16 protein-coding genes are annotated in these 22,343 nt (G+C 36.6%); 5 read left to right on the top strand and 11 right to left on the bottom strand.

The window, feature by feature from the left end:
- Nucleotide 1: 1 nt before the first annotated feature.
- Genes RHP76_RS10395 through RHP76_RS10385 form a run of 3 tightly spaced genes read right to left on the bottom strand, consistent with a single transcriptional unit; the run spans nt 2 to nt 4,557 of the window.
- Nucleotides 2–1,105, bottom strand: coding sequence for an efflux RND transporter periplasmic adaptor subunit (locus tag RHP76_RS10395; protein WP_288443527.1), 1,104 nt, complete (start codon nt 1,103–1,105; stop codon nt 2–4).
- A 57-nt stretch (nt 1,106–1,162) separates the two neighbouring features.
- A complete protein-coding gene (gene mgtA, locus RHP76_RS10390) occupies nt 1,163–3,835 on the bottom strand; it encodes a magnesium-translocating P-type ATPase (protein ID WP_311230129.1) in 2,673 nt (890 codons plus the stop codon).
- A 23-nt stretch (nt 3,836–3,858) separates the two neighbouring features.
- On the bottom strand, nt 3,859–4,557 hold the full coding sequence (locus RHP76_RS10385; protein ID WP_288443524.1) for an MgtC/SapB family protein: 699 nt from the start codon (nt 4,555–4,557) through the stop codon (nt 3,859–3,861).
- Between the two features lie 401 nt (nt 4,558–4,958).
- On the opposite strand from RHP76_RS10385, the gene RHP76_RS10380 reads away from it, so the two are divergent.
- A complete protein-coding gene (locus tag RHP76_RS10380) occupies nt 4,959–5,804 on the top strand; it encodes an EamA family transporter (RefSeq protein ID WP_311230128.1) in 846 nt (281 codons plus the stop codon).
- Between the two features lie 250 nt (nt 5,805–6,054).
- Here RHP76_RS10380 and RHP76_RS10375 read toward each other — a convergent pair whose 3' ends face one another.
- A complete protein-coding gene (locus tag RHP76_RS10375; protein WP_311230127.1) occupies nt 6,055–7,416 on the bottom strand; it encodes an ATP-binding protein in 1,362 nt (453 codons plus the stop codon).
- Between the two features lie 31 nt (nt 7,417–7,447).
- Nucleotides 7,448–8,149, bottom strand: coding sequence for a response regulator transcription factor (locus RHP76_RS10370; protein ID WP_120232150.1), 702 nt, complete (start codon nt 8,147–8,149; stop codon nt 7,448–7,450).
- A gap of 146 nt (nt 8,150–8,295) precedes the next feature.
- On the opposite strand from RHP76_RS10370, the gene RHP76_RS10365 reads away from it, so the two are divergent.
- Both RHP76_RS10365 and RHP76_RS10360 read left to right on the top strand, forming a co-directional pair.
- On the top strand, nt 8,296–8,925 hold the full coding sequence (locus RHP76_RS10365; protein ID WP_311230126.1) for a YiiX/YebB-like N1pC/P60 family cysteine hydrolase: 630 nt from the start codon (nt 8,296–8,298) through the stop codon (nt 8,923–8,925).
- A 161-nt stretch (nt 8,926–9,086) separates the two neighbouring features.
- Nucleotides 9,087–9,398: an NIL domain-containing protein gene (locus tag RHP76_RS10360; RefSeq protein ID WP_062676181.1), complete on the top strand. Its 312-nt coding sequence runs from the start codon at nt 9,087–9,089 to the stop codon at nt 9,396–9,398.
- A 220-nt stretch (nt 9,399–9,618) separates the two neighbouring features.
- Here RHP76_RS10360 and murA read toward each other — a convergent pair whose 3' ends face one another.
- Both murA and RHP76_RS10350 read right to left on the bottom strand, forming a co-directional pair.
- Nucleotides 9,619–10,926: a UDP-N-acetylglucosamine 1-carboxyvinyltransferase gene (gene murA, locus RHP76_RS10355; RefSeq protein WP_110008022.1), complete on the bottom strand. Its 1,308-nt coding sequence runs from the start codon at nt 10,924–10,926 to the stop codon at nt 9,619–9,621.
- Entirely contained in the window at nt 10,926–11,594 is a 669-nt protein-coding gene (locus RHP76_RS10350) for a DUF4290 domain-containing protein (protein ID WP_034695011.1), read from the bottom strand. Before RHP76_RS10350 ends, murA begins: the two co-directional genes overlap by 1 nt.
- Before the next feature lie 187 nt (nt 11,595–11,781).
- Here RHP76_RS10350 and RHP76_RS10345 point away from each other — a divergent pair, with 187 nt between their 5' ends.
- Nucleotides 11,782–13,221 carry an alpha-amylase gene (locus tag RHP76_RS10345; protein ID WP_311230125.1) on the top strand — a complete coding sequence of 480 codons (1,440 nt, stop codon included), beginning with the start codon at nt 11,782–11,784 and terminating at the stop codon, nt 13,219–13,221.
- Between the two features lie 260 nt (nt 13,222–13,481).
- On the opposite strand, the gene RHP76_RS10340 is transcribed toward RHP76_RS10345, so the two are convergent.
- Nucleotides 13,482–13,892: a thiol-disulfide oxidoreductase DCC family protein gene (locus tag RHP76_RS10340; protein ID WP_120232147.1), complete on the bottom strand. Its 411-nt coding sequence runs from the start codon at nt 13,890–13,892 to the stop codon at nt 13,482–13,484.
- Nucleotides 13,893–13,896: 4 nt separating this feature from the next.
- Complete coding sequence (locus tag RHP76_RS10335) at nt 13,897–14,364, bottom strand: heme-binding domain-containing protein (RefSeq protein ID WP_120232146.1); 468 nt, start codon at nt 14,362–14,364, stop codon at nt 13,897–13,899.
- A gap of 453 nt (nt 14,365–14,817) precedes the next feature.
- Here RHP76_RS10335 and katG point away from each other — a divergent pair, with 453 nt between their 5' ends.
- The gene (katG, locus tag RHP76_RS10330) at nt 14,818–17,097 is read left to right on the top strand and encodes a catalase/peroxidase HPI (protein ID WP_120232144.1); all 2,280 of its coding nucleotides are present in this window, start codon (nt 14,818–14,820) and stop codon (nt 17,095–17,097) included.
- 221 nt (nt 17,098–17,318) lie between these two features.
- On the opposite strand, the gene RHP76_RS10325 is transcribed toward katG, so the two are convergent.
- Complete coding sequence (locus RHP76_RS10325) at nt 17,319–17,519, bottom strand: hypothetical protein (RefSeq protein ID WP_062676176.1); 201 nt, start codon at nt 17,517–17,519, stop codon at nt 17,319–17,321.
- Nucleotides 17,520–17,528: 9 nt separating this feature from the next.
- Nucleotides 17,529–22,343 carry a CotH kinase family protein gene (locus RHP76_RS10320; RefSeq protein ID WP_311230124.1) on the bottom strand — a complete coding sequence of 1,605 codons (4,815 nt, stop codon included), beginning with the start codon at nt 22,341–22,343 and terminating at the stop codon, nt 17,529–17,531.

Raw genomic sequence — 22,343 nt, 5'->3', positions numbered from 1 at the left:
ATTATTTCGCATCCAGCATATAAATTCCTCCTTCAGTCATGATGGTTTCTCCGGATTTTAATCCCGATATAATTCTTACTGTTTTCTGATCGGTTTCTCCTGTTGTGACAACACGTTTTGTATATTGGCTCTTGCCTGTTTTTACCCATACATACTGAGAGTTATCCTGCTGCATTAAAGAGGTTACAGGAATCATCACTGTCTTTTCAGGAGTTGTTGAAAAGTTGACTGTAGCGTACATGCCCGGCTTTAGTTTTCTGTCCGGGTTGTTACATTCAATAAGGACTTTGATGCTTCGGGTATCTTCGTCTACAATTTCATTGATGTGGTATACTTTTCCGGTAATATTCCTGTCTGGATAGGCGCTTACCTTTACAGAAACCTGATCTCCTTTATTCACAAAGCGGATGTCTTTTTCTTTTACATCACCGGAAATCCAGACTTTTGATAATTCTGCGATGATCATTACCGGATCTGCATCTCCTTTCAGATATTGGCCGTTGACAATTTTGTTGGAAATAATTTCTCCGTTAATGGGTGCTCTTACCAAAAGAGGACTTCCTATACCTCCGCCTTTGCTGTTATATACCTTCAAGGCAGAAGAAGCATTGGAGAGGGATGTTTTTTTATTTTTAAAATCAGTTTCTGCTTCGTCCAGTTCCTTCTGAATACCCACTCCATGTTTTACAAGATCCTGTTGGCGTCTGTAATTTTTTTCTGCAAGCTGTACATCATTTAACGCATCTGTGTAATCCTTTTGAACCGAAAAATAATCTGAAGAAAGGATTTCAAAAAGAGGGCTTCCGGCCGAAATATTTTGTCCAAGCTGAATAAAAGATTTTGTAATTCTTCCGGAAAAAGGACTGGCAATTTCCGCATAATGATTGGGTATTGCCTGGATTGTTCCCGCTGAAATCACTCCATCACTGTGTTCCTGTTCAGTAACGACCTGTGTTTTAATTTTTTTGAAAACGGGATGGGTTTCCGGAACGGTGACCTGATTATTTTTGATGAGGAGATCCTGATCCTGCGGAGTTTCACTTTTGGAATTTTTACAAGAGGTAACAATTGTCAAAAGTACCATTGTTAAGACTGTTTTTCTCATATAAGTTATTTATAACCATTATTTTATTGATAGATCTGCTAGCAATGAATTTTGTTACTAAAGCCACTGCCCGAATTCTCTGATAAACCATTGTTTCACAAACTGGGTTAAAACACAATATCCTGTAAGAATTCCTATTAAATAAGGGAAGTAGCTCAAAGGTAAAGGCTGCATTTTGAGATACACTGCCATTGGAGTGAAAGGAACCATAATTCCGATCAGCATGATTAAACTTGTTAAAGCAACAACTGGTGTGGCGGCCCAGCTTTGGATAAATGGAATTTTCTTCGTTCTGATAATGTGAACAATCAAGGTTTGAGATAATAAACCTTCCACAAACCAGCCTGTCTGAAACAACCCTTGTTGTTCCGGTGTATTGGCTTTGAAAATAAAAAATAGTACGACAAACGTGACATAATCAAAAATGGAGCTCAAAGGACCTATATACAGCATGAATTTTTTAATGCTTGCAGCTTCCCATTTTTTCGGTTTTTCCAGAAAATCTTTATCCATTGTATCCCATGGGATGGAGGATTGTGATACATCATACAGTAAATTCTGTGTCAGAATCTGTAGCGGAAGCATAGGAAGAAACGGAAGTAGTGCACTGGCTCCAATCATGCTGAACATATTTCCGAAGTTGCTGCTGGCCGTCATTTTGATATACTTGACGATATTCCCGAAAGTTCTTCTTCCATAAATTACTCCGCTTCTAAGCACCATCAGATCTTTTTCCAACAGAATGATATCTGCACTTTCTTTGGCAATGTCTGCTCCGGTATCCACAGAGATTCCCACGTCTGCTTCTTTTATAGCTGCTGCATCATTAATACCGTCACCCATAAAACCAACGGTGTGACCTTTTGATCTTAATATTTTTACAATACGTTGTTTTTGTAACGGGCTTACTTTAGCAAAAACAGAATAGAGATCCATATCCTTGCAAAGTTCATCATCAGTCATATGCTCCAGTTCATCACCCAGCATAATGGTATTGATAGGAATTCCTACATCATGGCATATTTTTTTAGCAACAATATCATTATCTCCGGTTACTACTTTCACTTCTACACCAAGCTTGTGTAAAGCTTTGATACTTGGTTCTGCTGATGGTTTTGCAGGATCAAGAAATCCCATAAATCCTGTAAGGGTAAGTTTATTTTCGTCGGCAACGGAATAATTCAATGGATGATCACCGTCAAATTCCCGGATGGCAATTAGCAATACACGAAGTCCTTCAGCATTGAGCTTTTCAGACATTCTGATAATCTGTTGTTTCATAAGATCATCCAACGGAACACTATTGTCATTCTCAACATGCAGGCTGCGATCATCTCCAGGGTCTAAGGCATATTGACATAAAGGAAGCATTTCTTCCACTGCCCCTTTGCAGATCATAAGATGCTTTCCTTTTGATGTATTCAGGATGACAGACATTCTTCTTCTTTCAAAGTCAAAAGGAATTTCATCCACTTTTTGATACAATTCATCTGCCCTCATCATATTGTGAACTTCAGCATGATCGAGAACAGCCTGATCCAACAGATTTTTGAGGCCGGTTTGATGAAAACTGTTAAGGTAGCCCCATTTTAATACTTCATCATCTTCAATACCACGAACGTTGAGGTGGGTTTCCAATACAATTTTATCCAGCGTAAGTGTTCCTGTTTTATCGGTACACAGAATATCCATAGCTCCGATATTCTGGATGGCATTGAGTCTTTTAACAATTACTTTCTTTTTACTCATATTGACTGCACCTTTGGCAAGATTAGCCGTGACAATCATAGGAAGCATTTCAGGAGTCAATCCCACAGCTACGGCAATGGCGAACAATAAAGCCTGCATCCAGTCCCCTTTTATCAATCCGTTGATCAGAAAAATAACAGGAGTCATGATCAGCATAAATCTGATCAGCAGATAGCTCACTTTATTAACTCCGATATCAAATGCAGTCTCAGGTCTTTTAGAAGCCAGACTTCTGCTGATGCTTCCGAAATAGGTGAAAATACCGGTATTGGCTACAACAACCGTTGCTGATCCGCTTACCACATTGGTTCCCATAAAACAGATATTCTGAAGGCTGAGAGGATTACGGTATTGGGCATCTTTGATAGGAAGTGCATTTTTTTCAACCGGAAGAGCTTCTCCTGTAAGAATGGATTCGCTGATGAAAAGATCTTTGCTTTTAAGAATTCTGCAGTCGGCCGGAACCATATCACCTGCGGACAGAACAATAATATCTCCGGGAACAATTTCAGTGATTTCTATTTCTTCGCTCTCATTAAATTTTCTTTTGGTAAGACAGCTTGTTTTTACCATCTTTTTTAATGCTTCTGCCGCTTTGTTGCTTCGGAATTCCTGAATGAATCTTAAAACAGTACTGAAGAGCAGCATCACCGAAATAATAATACTTGTACTGAAATCTTTTTCTCCTGCAGGGACAAGAATAGCATCAATAAATAATGAGATTATGGCAATGCAGGCCAGAATATAATTAAATGGATTAAAGAAAGAATGAGCAAATTGTCTTACCCATGAGGGCGCTTTTTGGGTAGCAATTTCATTTTTACCATAAATTTTCAGACGGTCTTTTACGGTGTTTTCACTAAGTCCTTCTTCTGAGGTTTCCAGCAGGGCATACACCATTTTTTCATTCTCGGCTGCAGCTTCTTTCAATTTTACAAGAGCCGCGGAATTGAGATTTTTGTTTGAAGATTTTTTTAACATCGCTTCAAAGGTTGTTTTTAATGTTACAAATCGTTTTCGGTACCTATAATTTCCCAGCTTACTTTGATGACTTTGTCTTCAATCGTTAATCTGCTGGCTGTTTTTTCCATGAAACTGTCCTGCGGAGTAGAAGCATGAACTTCCGCTGTAATGATGGCGTTTTCAGGCAGCCCATTATCATCGCTGGTAAGAGATTTCAGCAACACTTTATCATTTCCGCTCAGAGATTGCATCAGTTGCACACGGACGTGATTTTCTACTTCACTTTTGCATTTGATGCTGAGAAGATATTCTGTATAATGGTTTCTGCTGTTGATATTGTTGCCCAGTTTTACGCCTAAAGGACGAAGGGTGATATGAGTGAGGATAATAAATCCACTGGTAATGGCTGCTTCCACGGGAAATCCCATAGCACTGAGAGCACCTACAGAGGCCGAACACCAGATGGTGGCTGCTGTATTGAGCCCCCTCACGGTAAGACCATCTTTCATGATAACGCCTCCACCTAAAAAACCAATCCCGCTTACAATATAAGAAGCTATTCTACCTGTAGCATCGCCTCCGATTCTGATGGAAAGAAGTACGAATGCTGCGGAGCCAAGGCATACCAATGTATTGGTGCGGAGACCAGCACTTTTCTGGCGCCATTGTCTTTCAAAACCAATGCTGGCACCCAGAGCAAATGCGGTAAGGAGACGAAGAGTAAATTCTAATGTAGTCATAACTTTTCCTTTTGTTATAAAGCTTTTCAGCTGTACGGGAAAAGTGAGTACAACTAAAGCTTTTAAGATTGATAATTACTGTAAGGATCTGAGTCCATATGCTTTATTTTTTACTGTGCAAAAGTAGAACGGTCTCTTTTTTTTTACCGTTAGAGAAGCTTTAGAATGTTATTAGAAAATCATTAGAGAAAGTTACTTCCTGTTTTTCTTAATGATCCTGCAGGAAATATTTATTATATCTTGTTAATATATGTAAACTGTACCCATGGTAAGAGATAAAATTTCAATACATTTGGAAGCTGATTTTTGTAGGTCGAATTTTACAATTTGTCATATGAAATAAAAGCTTGTTTAATCCCGGAGACTTCCTTCCAATACCTTTTGAATTATATATTTTAGAAATGAAAAAATCAAACTTAGCAATACCAGCTACGCTTTTAGCGATTATCTGTGTGCAGGGAGGAGCTTCCATTGCAAAGCAGCTTTTTCCCGCTATCGGAGCTATTGGTACGGTTACTTTAAGAATTGTACTTTCTGCGGTTTTGCTTACGTTGATTAACCGTCCTAAATTTTTACAATTTGACCGTCAGAAATGGAAATACTGTGCAATCTATGGAGTTGGACTGGCTGCAATGAATCTTATTTTCTATATGGCTATTCAAAGAATTCCGCTGGGATTGGCGGTGACTGTAGAGTTTGCAGGTCCTTTATTTCTTGCATTGGCATTGTCCCGAAAACTGCTGGATGTTATCTGGGCGTTACTGGCATGTGTAGGAATTCTGCTGATTGTTCCCTGGAAAAGTGATCATGTAGATTTATTAGGACTTGGACTTGCCTTTCTCGCAGGAGTCTTCTGGGCGCTTTATATTATCATGGGTGGAAAAGTTTCCAAAATAATGGATGGAAAAGATGCGGTTACTACAGGGATGATCTTTGCAAGTCTTGTGATTATTCCATTCACGATATGGGATGGTGCTTTTTTTAATATTACTCCGACGATTTTTATGAAAGGGCTTGGTGTGGCTATTCTTTCGAGTGCTTTACCTTTTTCACTGGAAATGATGGCCTTGAAAAAACTTCCTGCAAAGACTTTCAGTATTCTGATGAGCCTGGAACCTGCATTTGCAGCGCTTTCCGGATTGGTTTTTCTTGCTGAAGAATTATCTTTTTTACAGTGGATTTCTATTGCCTGCGTGATTACAGCGAGTATTGGAACAACTATTTTTAGCAGAATTTCTAATCATTAAGAAGATTTTTACAATATGATAAGAATGCATTGGAAAATACAATTAATCTTACTTCTTATATCCCTGTTTTTTGTTGGGTTAGGTATGGAAAGTATTGTAGATGAAAAAAAATCAGGATATCTTTTGCTCAGACAATTGTTTCACATGATCCCTTTTATGACCAGCAGTGTGATTTTTATCAGAAATATCTATTACCAACGTAAAAAAAAGAATAAAAAAGTTGATTCTGAAGTTTAATTTCTTCGGTTGTCTATACAATATCAAATATCACTGCAAAAATAGTTTCGTTACCTTCTGATAGCACCGTAATTTTTGCATTATGGAGCAGAATAATTTTCTGGGTGAGAAATAATCCTATTCCATGGCCCTTTTCCTGTCTGGACGTTTCGCTTCTGTAAAAAGGTTCAAAAATATGTTGTAAATCTTCTTTGTTAATGCTATTGCCGGTATTGGTAAAACGCATTGTAAGAATTTTTGAATTGGTATTTACATCAATCAGGCAAGTGTGTTCTGATGAATATTTGCAGGCATTGTCAATAAGATTGTTGAAGGCAACCTGAAGAAGATATTCATTTCCCTGAATGATAAGCTGATGCTCTTCCACGGAATCTTCTATGTTTAAAGAAACTTTATATCCTGAATTTTCTTTGGTGATTTTGGTATAAGATTCCAGAAGAACTTCATCAAGACGTACCTCTGAAAAACTGATCTCATTGGGATCATAGCTTGCTTTGGCAAGATCCATTAAACTATTCGACAATTTTACCATATTTCGGGCATCATCCAGTGCATATTGGATGGTTTCCCGATATTCTTCTTTGGTTTTATCCTTTTCTGAAGCCAGTTCCAACTCAGTAATGATGGCGGATAAGGGAGTTCTCAGTTCATGTGAAATATTGGAGACAAAATGTTTTTGTGAATCAAAAGAATTTTCAAGCCGTTCCAGCATTCCGTTGAAATTTTGAGCAAGCTCATTAAGTTCGTCTTTTTCCTTAGTAGTTTTCAGACGCAATTGAAGTTTTCCGGCTGTAATTTTTTTAATCTGAATTACCATTTCACTGAGCGGACTTAATGCTTTTTTGGAAAGAAATATTCCTGCCAGATAAATTAATATGAGAATACTGAAGAATGAAATAATACTGATGGTAAGAAGATGTGTGAGATAATCATATCCGTATTGATCATAGGCTGCTGCAGTTACTGCATATGTTTTTCCTTCATAATGATAGGTCATCCCGATCACCTGCAAGTCATTTAAAAAGAAATTGATTTTCTTCTTTTGGAATATCTGAGCTAGCATTTCCGGAGTTTCCTTTACATAATCTACCTTGGCATCATCATGATAAATCAATTGCTTATTGGAATTATAAATGGCAACCTGAACTTCATTCAATGTTCTGGTATTGTTTTTATAAAGCTTATGCATTTCCTGTTCCGGAAGGGAGCTTCGGAAAAATAAATCAGCCTTGGCAATCGCTTCGTTCTGAAGTTCGCTGAAAAAAGATTTTTCTCTGGCTTCTTTGGATGAATAATAGATCGAAATACTGTAAATACTTAAAAGCATTGCAGTGATTAAGGTAAAAAGCAGGGTAAGTCTGGTTCTTATTTTCATCCCGATATTTTTAGTTTATCTTATTGATTTACTATACAGTACCTGATTCGTAGTCTTTTTTCAGAATAAATCCCATGCCGGCTTTGGTGTGGATCAGTTTGGTTTCAAAATCTTTATCTATTTTCTTTCTGAGATAATTGATATAAACATCAATAAAGTTAGTCCCCGTATCAAAATGGGTTTCCCATACTTTCTCTGCAATTTCAGTTCTGGAAAGAACCCTTTCGGAATTTTCCATCATGAATTTTAAAAGATTAAATTCTTTTGGGGTTAATTTGATAGGCATTTGATCACGGTTTACAGTTTTCTGTTCCAGGTTCATTTCTATGCCTTCGTATTTAAGAACAAAAACTTTTTGATGTAACTGTTGTGAAAAACGTTTCAGAAGTACTTTTATCCTTGCTACCAGTTCCCGCATTTCAAAAGGCTTGGTGAGATAATCATCTGCTCCGGCATCAAATCCTTCCAGCTTGTCATCAGTAGTTCCCAGGGCAGTAAGCATAATTACAGGAAGATTGGGTTTTAAAGTTTTGATCTCATGGCAAAATTCAAGACCATCTTTTTTGGGAAGAATAATATCGGTCACTACCAGATCAAAATTTGTCTGTAAAGCCAGTTTCAGGCCTGTGACTCCGTCATATGCTACAGTGACCTCAAATTCAGCTTCCTGAAATCCTTTTGCAATCAGTTTTGAAAGCCTGTCGTCGTCTTCAACTAATAAAATATGGGGCATAAGATTGTTGGAATGTTTGGGTTGGTGTGAGGAATAGATCAATATTCCCACAAATGTAATGAATTCTATTTTGTAATTTTGGTACCGAAAAGTATAATAAAATGTCTGAATGTAAAACATTTTTTAATAGAAGAATCAAAGGCATTATGTTGACTGGACTCTTGTCCTGTTTAATCGTTTTGTTGATCCAGTGTAATCACTCTTATGCAGGTAATGTACAGCTTAAAAATGGAGATCTTCTTTTTGTAACCGCAAAAGAATCGGGACTTTCCGGAGCGATCAATAATGTAACTCAAAAAGAAAAAGCGGCTTCATTTGATCATATAGGAATTCTGGAAAAAGAAGACAACCGGATGTTTGTTCTGCACGCTGCTCCCAAAGGCGGTTCTCAGAGACAGGATTTGAAAGATTTTATTAAAGATCAGAAAGAAGAAGGGCAGGAGGTTATTGTTTACCGTTTGAAACCGGAATATCAGAAAGCAATTCCTGAAGCAGTTAAAAAAGCAATTTCCATGTTGGGAAAACCTTACAACTTCAATTATATTCTGGATGAACAATCCTATTACTGTTCGGACTTTGTAGAAAGAGCTTTTCGGACAGAAAATATTTTCAAACTGGAACCAATGACGTTTATTGATCCCAAAACAGGAAAAACGAATACATTCTGGGAAGAATTTTACACTAAGAAAAATCTCAAAGTCCCCGAAGGAGAGCCCGGTTGTAATCCTAATGGACTGGCTGGTTCCGACAAATTGGAAAGAGTAGGGAATTTTTAAAATATAGAAAGAAGCTGAACGGGCTTCTTTTTTTTATGTTAAATTTTAAAAAATATTAGTCTACTAATTTGGTGGACTAATATTTTTTTATATTTTTGTCACAGATTTAAAAACAAAAGTGTCATATGATCTGACAATGTTTAACCCAAAAATGTTTAGCAATGATTACACCTAATCCCGGCCTGCAGGTTTTACAAAATAAAATTAACCTGCCTAAAAAAGAATTGTTACTGGAAATAGAGTTGAATGGCAAAATGAAATTTGAACATTTGATGAATACGATCTATAATCAATTCGGCATCTGTCATAGAGTGTTATCTGCTAATGTAGAGTACGTGAACGGATACAGTTTCGGTTCGGTACAGTTATATATTAATGTTAATTCAGAAGATTTTCAGCAGCTTGAAGTCTATCTGAATAAAAATAAACTTATCAATACGACGGTAGAATATACCTGCAGAACCTATTTTTAAGTGAGATTCATATAGTTTTAATTACCAAAGTGTCCGGTGTTTTTACCGGGCACTTTTTATTTTTGCACTAAAAACAGATAAAAAAGATCAATCGTTAACCTGGATAAAATTCCCTCCTCGGGAGGGGTGGTAAAAATTCAAAGAATTTTTGACGGGGTGGTAAAACAAAAAAAACGCTCAGAATATTCTGAACGCTTTCCTATTATTAAATAAAATAATTTTAAATTCTTTCGATGTCAGCACCAATAGCTCTCAGTCTTCCATCAATATTTTCATATCCTCTGTCAATCTGCTCGATATTGTGGATAATAGATTTTCCTTCAGCAGAAAGAGCCGCAATAAGAAGGGCGTTTCCGGCTCTGATATCCGGGGAAACCATCGTTGTTCCTCTTAACGGAGCTTCCTGGTTTAATCCGATCACTGTAGCTCTGTGCGGATCACATAAAATGATCTGAGCACCCATATCGATTAATTTATCCACAAAGAATAATCTGGACTCAAACATTTTCTGATGAACCAGAATACTTCCTTTTGCCTGAGTAGCTACCACTAGAATAATAGATAATAAATCCGGTGTAAATCCTGGCCAAGGCGCATCTGAAATCGTAAGGATAGAACCGTCAATAAATTTCTGAATTTTATAATGTTCCTGAGCAGGAATGTAGATGTCATCACCGCTTTGTTCAAGCTGAATTCCCAGTTTTCTGAAGGTATTCGGAATCACACCAAGCTGGTTCCAGTTTACATTTTTGATGGTGATTTCAGATTTTGTCATGGCTGCAAGACCAATCCATGAACCGATCTCTACCATATCCGGAAGCATCGTATGCTCAGTACCTCTCAGATATTCAACCCCTTCAATCGTAAGAAGGTTGGATCCGATTCCTGAGATATTGGCTCCCATTCTGTTCAGCATTTTGCATAATTGCTGAAGATAAGGCTCGCAGGCTGCGTTGTAGATTCTTGTTTTTCCTTTTGCAAGAGCTGCTGCCATTACAATATTAGCCGTTCCGGTAACAGAAGCTTCTTCCAGCAGGATGAATTTTCCTCTTAGTTCCTTAGCTTTTAAAGAATAGAAATATTCCTCCTCATCATAATTGAATTCAGCACCTAATTCAACAAGTCCCTGAAAGTGAGTGTCCAATCTTCTTCTTCCGATTTTGTCACCACCCGGAGTCGGCATATAAGCTTCTCCATAACGGGCAAGCATTGGTCCCATCAGCATAATGGATCCACGTAGTTTTGCTCCGTCCTTTTTGAACTCATTAGATTTAATATAATCAAAATTAACCTGATCAGCTTTGAAAGTATAATCTCCCTGTCCGTTTTTAGTAATTTTTACTCCAAAATCCCCAAGAATTTCAATCAGCCTGTTTACATCATGGATATCCGGAATATTTTTGATTCTTACTTCCTCATCTGTCAGAAGAACCGCACATAAAATTTGTAGAGCCTCATTTTTGGCTCCTTGTGGAGTTATTTCACCCTGCAGTCTTTTTCCTCCTCTTATTTGAAATGTTCCACTCATTATTTTCTGTTTTTATGATTGTTATTATGCCTTCTCTTGTTAGGCTGGTTATTATTGTTTTTATTATTGTTGTTATTCCTGTTGTTATTGTTGTTATTTCGGTTGTTGTTATTGCTGGTGTAATAGATCTTACTCTTTTCAAGAGAATCTATTCCGGTAAGATCCAACCTGTTTTCGGAAAGTTCTTTCAGGTGGCGGAAAATCACATCATCCGTCACATGTTCTTTATTATAGACATTATAAGACTTCTTCATATTGTTGGCAATCACCTCGATTAGGGCTTCTTTTTCATCACCTGTTTCCAGTTCAATTGCTTTTTCTATCAATTGAAGAATACTTTTTCCGTAGAACTTAAAGTCACCTTGAAGTTTTGGATATTCCATTCTTTTAGGTTTTTCTGCCAGCTCTTCCATTGTGGGGAAGGGATAAGGAGAATCTACATCCAGATCATGATTGGCAAGAATATAAAGATGGTCCCAAAGTTTATGTTTATAATTTTCCTCGTCGCGAAGTTGTGGGTTTCTCTGACCCATAAAATCGATGATTGCCATAGCCATTTCGTTCCTTTCCTCTTTGGTAGGAAGTTCTTTGCAGCGCTCAACCAACTGTTGTATAATTCTGCCATATTCCGGCATATGAAGCTGAGTTTTTTGGGTATTGTATTCCATAGTATGCAAATATATGGATTAAAAGAAAAATTGTCTCGGGATTCTGAAAAATTTATGATTTTTTAATGAAAAATTTGAATGCCTTTCTTATTGATTTATTATGGAAAATGAAAATATTTCCCTTTCATTTGAATTTGTTTTTAATAAAATTGTATCTTGTTTAATAGATTGATAATTAATTAAAGCGATGAAAAAAACAAACTTTTTCCTTTCACTGCTGGCTTTAGCATTAGTAAGCTCATGTAGAACCAGTGATGAATTGACAACTGAACCTACCAGACAAGAAGAGGTTCACAACAAAACAGTGAATGTTACCCATCATGATGGACGCCCTTTCAGTACAGGAAGCGGCTCAGGTTCTGCACAAAGTAAATTTACAGCCGGGCCGGGTGGTGGAGTTTTGATGCAAGGTTTTTACTGGGATGTTCCGGAAGGGGGTAACTGGTGGAATACCGTTAAAGACAAATTAACCGCATGGTCTACTGCCGGAATTGGAGCTGTATGGCTACCACCTGCATCAAAAGCTCAGAATGGGGCTTATTCTATGGGATATGATCCTACCGATTATTATGATTTTGGAGATTTTAATCAAAATGGAAGTACAGAAACCCGTTTCGGATCCAGAGCTGAACTGGAAGCATTGATTACCAAAGCGCATGCTGAAAACATGCAGGTGTATGCAGACATTGTAATCAATCACAACAGTGGCGGGCAGTCTGAAGCCAATCCTTTTACAGGAACCAATACCTGGACTAATTTTTCTGGTGTGGCTTCCGGAAAATTCCAGAGAAACTACAATGACTTTTATAAAAACTCTTACGGGAATAATGATGAAGGGGCTTTTGGTGGCTTCCCGGATTTATGTCATGCGAATCCTCATGTGCAGGACTGGCTTTGGGGGAGAGATGATTCCGTAGCAAAATATTATAAAAATGTGATGAAATTTGATGGCTGGAGGTTTGATTACGTTAAAGGATTCGGGCCATGGGTTGTTAATACCTGGAATTCTAATGTAGGAGGATTTTCAGTTGGAGAATTATGGGATTCAAATGTCAACACATTGGAATGGTGGGCCAATAATGCCAACAGTTCCGTATTTGATTTTGCAGCTTATTATAAAATGGATGAAGCCTTTGATAATGGTAATTTAAATGCTTTGAATGATGATATGATGTGGAAAAGAAATCCATACAAAGCCGTCACTTTTGTGGCCAATCATGATACAGATATTATTTACAATAAAATGCCCGCCTATGCCTATATCCTAACCCATGAAGGTTATCCGACGATTTTTTACAGAGATTATGAAGAATGGTTAAACAAAGAAAGACTGAATAATCTGATCTGGATTCATAATAATAAAGCTACCGGAACAACTTCCATTCTCTATACTGATAACGATGAATATATTGCAAGACGTAACGGCTATAATGGTAATCCAGGGCTTGTTGTTTATATCAATACTTCTTCAAACTGGCAGGAAAGATGGATAGAAACGAATTGGAGCAGTCAGCAAATTAAAGATTTCACAGGAAATTCAAGTTGGTATCCAACAACTCAGGGTGATAAATGGGTGAAAATCCAATGCCCTCCGAATTCTTATTCTGTGTGGTCGCTTAATTTATAAGTAATGAGCAATGGGTAATGAGTAATTATTGATTATTGATTATTGATAATTGATAACTGATAATTGATAATTGATAATTGATAATTGATAAAGCTGGTAAGAGACTATTTTTCAGTTTGATTTCCATTAAACATTAAACAGGAACACCTATCCGTCTTATTTGTCATTCCGTAGGAATCAATACAATGCATTAATATTGTAGGTAACTCTTACGGAATGATCTTTTTATAAGTTAAATGAAAAGGAGTAAGAACAATTAATTACACCTGAATAAATTTTTTCTTCTGATGCTGATCAGGTAAATAACATTTCTGATTGGCCAGCTTCATTCTGTTTCTGGAAATAACATCATACACTTTGTCACTTAAAGATGCCGGCAGGATTTTCCCAACAAAGGAAAGTTTATAAACTCCTCCCAGTAAATTAGCAATTTCCAGTACGGCTCTTGATTTGATCTGATAATACCGTCCGGGTTTCCAAAGATACATCGTATTGAATACATTGGTTTCAAGCCCTCTTTCAGATAAAAACTGTTGTCCAAAATCAGATTGAAGAGAAGCAAACATGAATTGGTCTTTTTTGTCTCTCTCCAAAATCCATTGCACCCAGAAATTACAAACTCCGCAATCTCCATCAAAAAAAACAATATGTTTATTTTCCCAACTTTCCATGACTTTATTTATTAAACATGATTCCTCTTTCAGTGTCTTCTTTTACTTTTTTGAAATATTGTACAAGATCTGCACGCTGCTCATCCGACAGTTTGGCATCCTGATGACCTAAATAATAAGATTCTAGCGGCATTTCTTTTTTCTCAACCATTTCTATACATTCTTCCAGTTTATGAAGCTGTCTCTGAGGTTCATATACTGCAAAGGTAGAAAAATTAAGATGTTTTCTGCCTTCATCAATATGATTTTTTACCCACCATGAAGTTGGGGAAATACTGCTATACCATGGATACCTGGTTTCATTCGAATGGCAGTCATAGCAAGATGTTCTGAGGGTACGGGCAATTTTTTCCGGAGTATTTTTAATTTTTAGAAAGTCCATTCCCGGAGTAAGCGGTGGATTTGTTTTATCAATAGGGAAAAACTGGATGATGATAAAGGCAACAAGAATCACAACAATTATTTTTTTCATAGCAGATGTTCATATTTGGTCCATATAAAGGTAGTTAATTTATTTTTAGTGAGGGAAAGATGGAAGCTGAGAAAGGGAAGAGGGAAGTGCTTTTAGAAATTGCTGAAATAGCGTGGCTTTTCAGAAATGATCAAATTGTTTTTCATGAGGTTGTTAAACTTCCATCTTCCAGCCTCCAACTTCCTTTCCACTTTAAAAGTCTTACGTTGAGCAATTCTAAATTGGGCTATATACTATTGTTTTTATTTAAGTTAATCTGAAAAATGACTAACTTAATACCTCAATTATGTCTTGGCTTTTTAGCTGTTGAAAATATTTGCTTATAGTTTTTAACTATCGTTGAAATAAAAATTAATAGATTGTATTTATCGATTAAACGTTGTAGGTTTGTCATGTTCTTACAACAGAAAATTGAAACTGTATTAATCAACATAAAAAATAAAATAAACGACAATGGAAAAAGATTTGAATGACATCAGTAAATGCCCGTTTCATAACGGAACAATGAAGAAGAACGTAGCAGGCGGAGGAACCCAGAATTCTGATTGGTGGCCTGATCAGCTTAGAGTAGATCTTCTGCGTCAGCATTCTTCCCTTTCAGATCCTATGGATAAGGATTTTGATTATGCCAAAGCATTCGAAAGCCTTGATCTGGAGGCAGTAAAAAAAGACCTTCATGCATTGATGACAGACTCTCAGGATTGGTGGCCGGCGGACTTTGGTCATTATGGACCTCTGTTTATCCGTATGGCATGGCACAGTGCAGGTACATATCGTGTAGGTGACGGAAGAGGTGGAGCAGGAGCCGGACAACAGCGTTTTGCACCATTAAACAGCTGGCCCGATAACGTAAGTCTTGATAAAGCAAGAAGATTATTATGGCCCATCAAACAAAAATATGGAAGAAACATTTCATGGGCAGACCTTTTGATTCTTACGGGGAATATCGCCCTTGAATCAATGGGCTTCAAAACATTCGGATTTGCAGGAGGACGTGCAGACGTTTGGGAACCGGATGCTGATATCTATTGGGGATCAGAAAAAACATGGCTGGGAGGCGACCTGCGTTATGCTCACGGTTCAGAAGGAGTAGTAGAAGGACAATCAGCCGTTCTTCCTACCGATGATAATGCAGACGGAGATATTCATTCAAGAAATCTTGAAAATCCATTGGCTGCCGTACAGATGGGACTTATTTATGTAAATCCGGAAGGTCCGGACGGAAATCCAGATCCTATTGCGGCTGCTAAAGATATCCGTGATACTTTCGGACGTATGGCAATGAATGATGAAGAAACCGTTGCTTTGATTGCCGGCGGACATACTTTTGGTAAAACCCATGGAGCAGGTCCTGCAGATCATGTAGGTAAAGAGCCTGAAGCTGCAGGAATTGAACAGCAGGGACTTGGATGGGCAAGCACTTATAAATCAGGAAGCGGAAAAGACGCTATTTCCAGTGGTCTGGAAGTAACCTGGACAGAAACTCCGACTCAATGGAGTAATTATTTCTTTAAAAATCTTTTTGAAAATGAATGGGAACTAACGAAGAGCCCTGCCGGAGCTCACCAATGGGTAGCTAAAGATGGAGCTGATATTATTCCTGACGCGTTTGATTCTTCTAAAAAGCATAAACCAACCATGCTTACCACAGACCTTTCTTTGAGACTGGATCCTGTTTACGAAAAAATTTCAAGACATTTTTATGAAAACCCTGATGCTTTTGCCGATGCATTTTCAAGAGCATGGTTTAAACTGACTCACAGAGATATGGGACCACGTGCCCGTTATTTAGGTCCGGATGTACCACAGGAAGAACTGATCTGGCAGGATCCTATTCCGGAAGTGAATCATGAACTGGTTGATGGAAATGATATAGAAACATTGAAGTCAAAAGTATTAAATTCAGGATTAAGTAATGCTGAGCTGATCTCTACAGCGTGGGCTTCCGCTTCTACTTTCAGAGGAAGTGATAAACGTGGTGGTGCCAACGGAGCCAGAATCAGGCTGGAGCCTCAAAGAAACTGGGAAGTCAACAATCCTTCACAACTGAATAAAGTATTAAATGTTCTGGAAGGAATCCAGAAAGAATTCAACGATTCTCAGAACGGAGGTAAAAAAATATCATTAGCTGATCTGATTGTTTTAGCAGGTAATGCTGCAGTAGAAGTGGCTGCCAGAAATGCGGGTCAGGACGTAAAAGTTCCTTTTGCTCCGGGAAGAATGGATGCTTCTCAGGAACAGACGGATGTAGAATCTATGGGATATCTTGAGCCTGCAGCGGATGGATTCCGTAACTATCTGAAAAGAAAATACACGGTGTCTACCGAATCTTTATTGATTGATAAAGCACAGCTTTTAACTCTTACTGCCCCGGAATTGACTGTATTGATAGGAGGAATGCGTGCTTTAGATACGAACTTTGACGGTTCAAAACATGGCGTATTCACCAGCCGTCCGGGAGTTCTTACCAATGATTTCTTTGTGAATCTTCTGGATATGGGAACGCAATGGAAAGCAATGTCAGATGACAGAGAACTGTATATAGGAACTGACCGAAAAACAGGTCAGCCAAAATGGACAGCAACGCGTGCGGATCTTGTTTTTGGATCTAATTCTGAATTGAGAGCTATCGCTGAAGTATACGGAAGTGCTGATGCACAAGGTAAGTTTGTGAAAGACTTTGTTGCAGCATGGACAAAGGTGATGAATCTGGACAGGTTTGATCTGGTCTAATAAAATGAAAATAAAGAGAGGCAGCTTTTAAGGCTGCCTCTTTTTATATATCGTATTCATATTTCATTTTATAATAAAAGAAGAAAACCACCCTTAAAAAAGGATGGTTTGTTAAACATGTAAATTTTATAATTATTTATTTTTGTCCTAAGATCTTTATCATATTCCCAGGACTAGTTATAAATTTCCGTTCGGGAAATAAGTTATAAAATTATCATCTTTTAATTAATTTCTTCTGTTCGAACCTCGATATCAATTTCTTCAAAATCATCGGGAGTTTCCTGAATGGGTTCTTGAAGTCTTATTCCATCAAGATAATAAGTTGTTCCTAAATAGATTTCATCGCCAAAAACAACTCCATCTATTTTTCTTTTAAAGCATTTCCCAGGATCCGCTTTAATTATATTGTCTGTCTGTGTCATATGTTATTATTATGTTATCGGATAAATTTTTGCGGCAAAATAGCTCCAGTTGGTTGCTGTTTTATAAGCAGAAACACTTGCTGCGGGTACATGAATTTCAATTTTACTAAGGTAGACGTTGTTATTTAATAAATTAGTTGATATTAAAATAGGAGGCGTTGTTGCTAAAATTTTAATTACTATTTTTTGAACACTATCTTGACCATCTTGTGGATTCAAAATCATACAACCATTTTCTATATAATTAATAGAAGCAGGAAAGATAATATTCATTTCCCTTTCACCAGTTCTTAATCTTAATCTTAAACCAAGGAAATCTATCCTTTCAAGACTTGTGCATGCTTGAAAATCAGCAAGATTAGTGACATAACCTGGAAGATTTGTAAGGGAAATATACATGTTAAACATATTTTCAAATATTCGAGTGATATAAGGAAGATTATAGATACCATCTACAGGATACATATAAATAAATGAAGATTGTTGGTAGATCTTAACATTTTTAAATAGATTAATATTTAAGTATATTCCACCAAACGGAGCAATACCTAATTCTTCAATCTTTTCAAAATTGGCATTTAAGGCAGATGCGTTGGCTAATTCAAAAGCACTATTTCCTATTTTTTTAACGTTAGGAGGAAAGAAAATGCTTAGCATTGTTTGATTACTAAAAGCATTATCCCCAATCGTCTCTACATTTGTAAAAAATCTAAATTCATCAAAATTCCCTAAAAGATGTGTTCCGGAATTAACATAAGGATTAAAAGTATTGGCAGGTATTTCAGTAACAGATCTTGCTTCTGAAAAACTTAATTCTTTATCACCATCAGTATCATAAAGTTTTAATAAAATATCTTTCTTTCTTGAATCGCTAATTTGGATAAAATTAGTAATGTTTTTATAAGTAAATTTAAAATCTGGCCAGTTAGCTTCCATAAAAGTTTTATCCTCTGCATAAATGTTTGTAAAAGTCCATTTTCCTTCAACGATAGAATGTGGGGTTGTATTACCCGAATCATCAATTCCTTTAGCATTTATAAGTGGAAAAAAATTTTCACTAGAAGTACTACTTCCGTTTAAATTGTTAATTCTCAATCTAGCCAAATTTTTCAACGAAGTGGCAATATCATAAACATTAATCAAAGGACAATCCTTAATTACAAGAGTTGTTATAGAACTTGCAGTAAAAGTTAAATTAGAATTTTTAATAAATTTTTGATTATCCAAAATCAAAGTATTTGCTGTATTTGGCAAAATTAAAGAAAAGAGCAACCCGCCTTTAGGTAACAATACAGAGGTTATTCCTGTTCCTGCAGCGGAAATATTTTTAATACTTGTACAACCAGTTAAATCTATTGATTGTTTTAAATTTGGGCAATTTGAAATATCTAATTCTTCTAAAATTGTATTATTACCAATAAACAAGTTTCTCAAATTTTGATTTGAATAACCGGAAATTTGACTTCCTATTCGTAATTTTGACAAATTCGTTGCTTTGGAAACATCTAAAGTACCAAGATACTTTCCTGACAAATCTCCAAGATCTTTAATTGCAGATGCACCATAAATAATAGTTTCCGTGTCGTTAAAAGTAATAGCCGGAGCTTGAACTAAAGATGCAACATTTTTTCTAAGCCTCGCACGGTTGATATAGGAACCAAACTTAATTTTAGTATACCCGTCTTTTTGAGCAGTTAGTAAAAAATTAGCGTTGGGAGTAACTACAGGCGTGCCCGAAGGTGTATAAAGTCTCATTGTGATATAATCAGAAGAGAAAGTAGAGGTATCATACTTTCCGTCCATATATCTGAATCTGTTTAATAGCCAATAATTCCTGTGCGATTTTCTTGAACCTTGTGCGGGGTATAAATAACTTCCATTCCCGGCAACAACCAAAGGGTTTATATATTTATATTTCGCATCTTCATTAAAAATACTTTCCGCCCATTTGTCAGATTCTAATGTGTTAAAATAAGTGTTGCACTTATCATAAGTCAGAATTCCTGAAGTTCTCATTTTCTGATACAAAGCCGTAATTTCAGTATCAAAAGCCACTTCAACCAGTTTCCAAAGCTCTGAAAGCGCGCCATTCCAGACAAAACCACTTCCTACTTGGTCGTGAGCCTCTACCCAGTAATCATATACATTGTGGCCTTCGTTATTAAGCCCTAAAACCGTATCATTATCATAAAAAATAAGATACCAACGTTTGTTTCCCTGCGCATCTGGATACATGGCAAACATTTGATTTTTAGCGCGCTGATCGACCATTGCAAAAAACTCAGTGAAGACATAATAAAACAGTAAAAACTGAATGTTAAAATGATCTGGAGCCTCGGTTTTGAATTTTACAGGATTATTTTTGCAACTCACAATCCATGTATGCAAAGCTTCAAGATTCGAAGTATCTTCATTATTTTCCGGATATCTTCCCTCAAAATCATTTTTCCATAAATGCTTACCATTTTCGTCTACACTTTGAAAATCTGTAGCAATAAATAATGTATTATCTGACGTATTGTTTAAAAATTCCCAACATTCCTGACCACCTGTAAAACCCGTTGTTGCTTCATTTGACTTGTCATTGTTAAAATTATATTTCCCTAAGAAAATACGCTCCGAATCTGGTGTTGCTCTGTGAAATATAAGCATTGGAAACCCGTCCATCGTAGTACGGATATTAGGATCAATTAATTGTGGTGGAACCAAATAACCCAATTGATTTAAAGAATCTTGTGCAAGCCTCGCCAAACCAATGTTGTGAGAACCTGAAGATTCCATGAAGTCAGCTTTAAAAGTAAATGTCTTTTCCGCCAATGAATTGTCACGAAGCTTGTATTTTGAAGAATTTATTTCACCATTTTTAAAACCTCCATTAAATTTTATTTTAAAGTTTTTTCGGGGATAATATTGTGATGATGTACCCTGAACATCAATGCTCGCATTTACATAAGAAAACGATTTTGTAGGATCCTGAGCATTTTCATACTCTCCAACAATTGTTTTTTTATCGCCTTTATAAGTTGGCAAATCTCCAACAATGGTTAAGCATGGAATTGATTGTAAACATTTATCGTAGGACAAATTTCCGAATGCATCGTACAATTTATTTCTCTCGTAAATGTTGACTTTTTCAACCAGGTTATCCATGTCAGCGATGTAATTCGACAACATCTGATCGGCGTTTAGGTTATTATTATAGACCCGAATATTATATAGATTAATATTACAATCACTGCTTCCGATGGTAATGTTTTGAGGAGCTTGTTGCAAAAAGCTGTCTAGTGAATTATACTGATATAGTGAAGATATAATTCCATTGATATACACAAATACCAATCTTTGATCTGCAACCTTTGTAACGACTACACTTACGCGAATCCTTTCATCTTCTTTAAAAAATATGGACGTGCCGTCCTGCTCAGAACTGAACGAAAACGAATTTGAGGTAGCAACAAATCCAACATTTCCATTTTTACAAGAAAAAATAGTACTGTCACTGTTTTTTATATCTGAAGTTGAAAATTCAAATTCTAATGTTTTACCACCTGTTTTAAAATCATTTTCAAAAATCTTGAAAGGAATCTCAACCCTTGCATTTCCGCTCACTTTAAGCGCCACAGAACCCTTTGAATCTTGAATCCACCCATTGGTGCTGAAATCAAAATCAGTAAGAGCACATGACAGGTTTTTGTATTTCCACTCGTTTTTGTTAATCTCTGAATTGCTTCTGTTTCTACTGCTTAAAAATAATTCCAAGCCTAACGTTTCGGCTTCAACTTGAATATCGAAGGCAGTTACAACGACTGAAGTATTTTTCGTGACATTGCCACATTTAAAAGTTACAGTGTGTGCACCTGAGTCCGCAAATGTATAGGTGAACTTCTGCAAACTTCTATTTACAAGTAATTCAGAAACCTTCACTCCATCCACTAAAATCTCAACATCGCTATAATTTGACGATGGTGAATACACCAGATATTCAATCGAAGCTGGAGCATATTGATTAGCAACAACATTATTTGCTGAGGAAACCAAAGGCGTTAAATTACCGGCAACAACGCTGATGATATCTGTAAATAAGTGATTGCTTTCAATGATCTCTCCTGACAAATCAGCGGTCATATACACCTCTAAAATATGAACTCCGTGCGACTGTGCAGGAATTTCATAAAGAAGCTCTTTGTTATTTATTGAAGTAACTACAGACGGAAGATCTGATCCATTTAATTTGAAATGAATCGTCTTCTCTACATTCCCGGTTGGAATATATCGGAAAATGATTGGTCCCGAATTAATAGTGGTCTTGTCGTATGTGGTACTTAAAGCAAGTGCTATTGTTTGAATATCATATTTTAATTTTCTATTATTTCCATAACTATCTGTGATACTAAGCGTTATTGTATTGTCTCCTGCCAAAATATATGGCGTGATATCTATATCATTGGCTCCCTGATTAATATTTTTATTAAATAGGATCGTGTTTCCTTTTAAAATACTCGCAGTTCCTCCGCCAGTCTCACTACCATCAACGCTGTCGATGGATGACCACGAAAAAACTATTCTAACTTCACTTCCAAATGATCTTACGAACGATGCAGGTATTTCAGATTTTGCGCGGAAAACAATTCCATTGCCTCCTCCGGTTCCACCAGTTCCGTATTCACTTTCTGACTTTTCTCCTAAAGCTGAATATGCAATCTGTTTAATGATTTTTCCATTTTCATTTTTAATGAAAAACATGACGGGATAAATGAAATTATCTGCAACTTCTTTATCTGATCTTTCATAATTTGTAAAATAAATTCTTCCTGTATTTCTCAT

It is taken from the genome of Chryseobacterium sp. SG20098 (assembly GCF_031844745.1).
Taxonomy (GTDB): Bacteria; Bacteroidota; Bacteroidia; order Flavobacteriales; family Weeksellaceae; genus Chryseobacterium; species Chryseobacterium cucumeris.
This window is presented reverse-complemented; position numbering and strand designations above follow the sequence as displayed.

What these genes read in the sequence shown, in the direction of transcription:
- RHP76_RS10380 (WP_311230128.1), top strand. Translation starts at nt 4,959, where the DNA reads ATGAAAAAATCAAACTTAGCAATACCAGCTACGCTTTTAGCGATTATC.
- RHP76_RS10325 (WP_062676176.1), bottom strand. Translation starts at nt 17,519, where the DNA reads ATGACACAGACAGACAATATAATTAAAGCGGATCCTGGGAAATGCTTT.
- RHP76_RS10360 (WP_062676181.1), top strand. Translation starts at nt 9,087, where the DNA reads ATGATTACACCTAATCCCGGCCTGCAGGTTTTACAAAATAAAATTAAC.
- RHP76_RS10320 (WP_311230124.1), bottom strand. Translation starts at nt 22,343, where the DNA reads ATGAGAAATACAGGAAGAATTTATTTTACAAATTATGAAAGATCAGAT.
- katG (WP_120232144.1), top strand. Translation starts at nt 14,818, where the DNA reads ATGGAAAAAGATTTGAATGACATCAGTAAATGCCCGTTTCATAACGGA.
- RHP76_RS10340 (WP_120232147.1), bottom strand. Translation starts at nt 13,892, where the DNA reads ATGGAAAGTTGGGAAAATAAACATATTGTTTTTTTTGATGGAGATTGC.
- RHP76_RS10345 (WP_311230125.1), top strand. Translation starts at nt 11,782, where the DNA reads ATGAAAAAAACAAACTTTTTCCTTTCACTGCTGGCTTTAGCATTAGTA.
- RHP76_RS10385 (WP_288443524.1), bottom strand. Translation starts at nt 4,557, where the DNA reads ATGACTACATTAGAATTTACTCTTCGTCTCCTTACCGCATTTGCTCTG.
- RHP76_RS10350 (WP_034695011.1), bottom strand. Translation starts at nt 11,594, where the DNA reads ATGGAATACAATACCCAAAAAACTCAGCTTCATATGCCGGAATATGGC.
- RHP76_RS10335 (WP_120232146.1), bottom strand. Translation starts at nt 14,364, where the DNA reads ATGAAAAAAATAATTGTTGTGATTCTTGTTGCCTTTATCATCATCCAG.
- murA (WP_110008022.1), bottom strand. Translation starts at nt 10,926, where the DNA reads ATGAGTGGAACATTTCAAATAAGAGGAGGAAAAAGACTGCAGGGTGAA.
- RHP76_RS10370 (WP_120232150.1), bottom strand. Translation starts at nt 8,149, where the DNA reads ATGCCCCATATTTTATTAGTTGAAGACGACGACAGGCTTTCAAAACTG.
- RHP76_RS10365 (WP_311230126.1), top strand. Translation starts at nt 8,296, where the DNA reads ATGTTGACTGGACTCTTGTCCTGTTTAATCGTTTTGTTGATCCAGTGT.
- RHP76_RS10375 (WP_311230127.1), bottom strand. Translation starts at nt 7,416, where the DNA reads ATGAAAATAAGAACCAGACTTACCCTGCTTTTTACCTTAATCACTGCA.
- RHP76_RS10395 (WP_288443527.1), bottom strand. Translation starts at nt 1,105, where the DNA reads ATGAGAAAAACAGTCTTAACAATGGTACTTTTGACAATTGTTACCTCT.
- mgtA (WP_311230129.1), bottom strand. Translation starts at nt 3,835, where the DNA reads ATGTTAAAAAAATCTTCAAACAAAAATCTCAATTCCGCGGCTCTTGTA.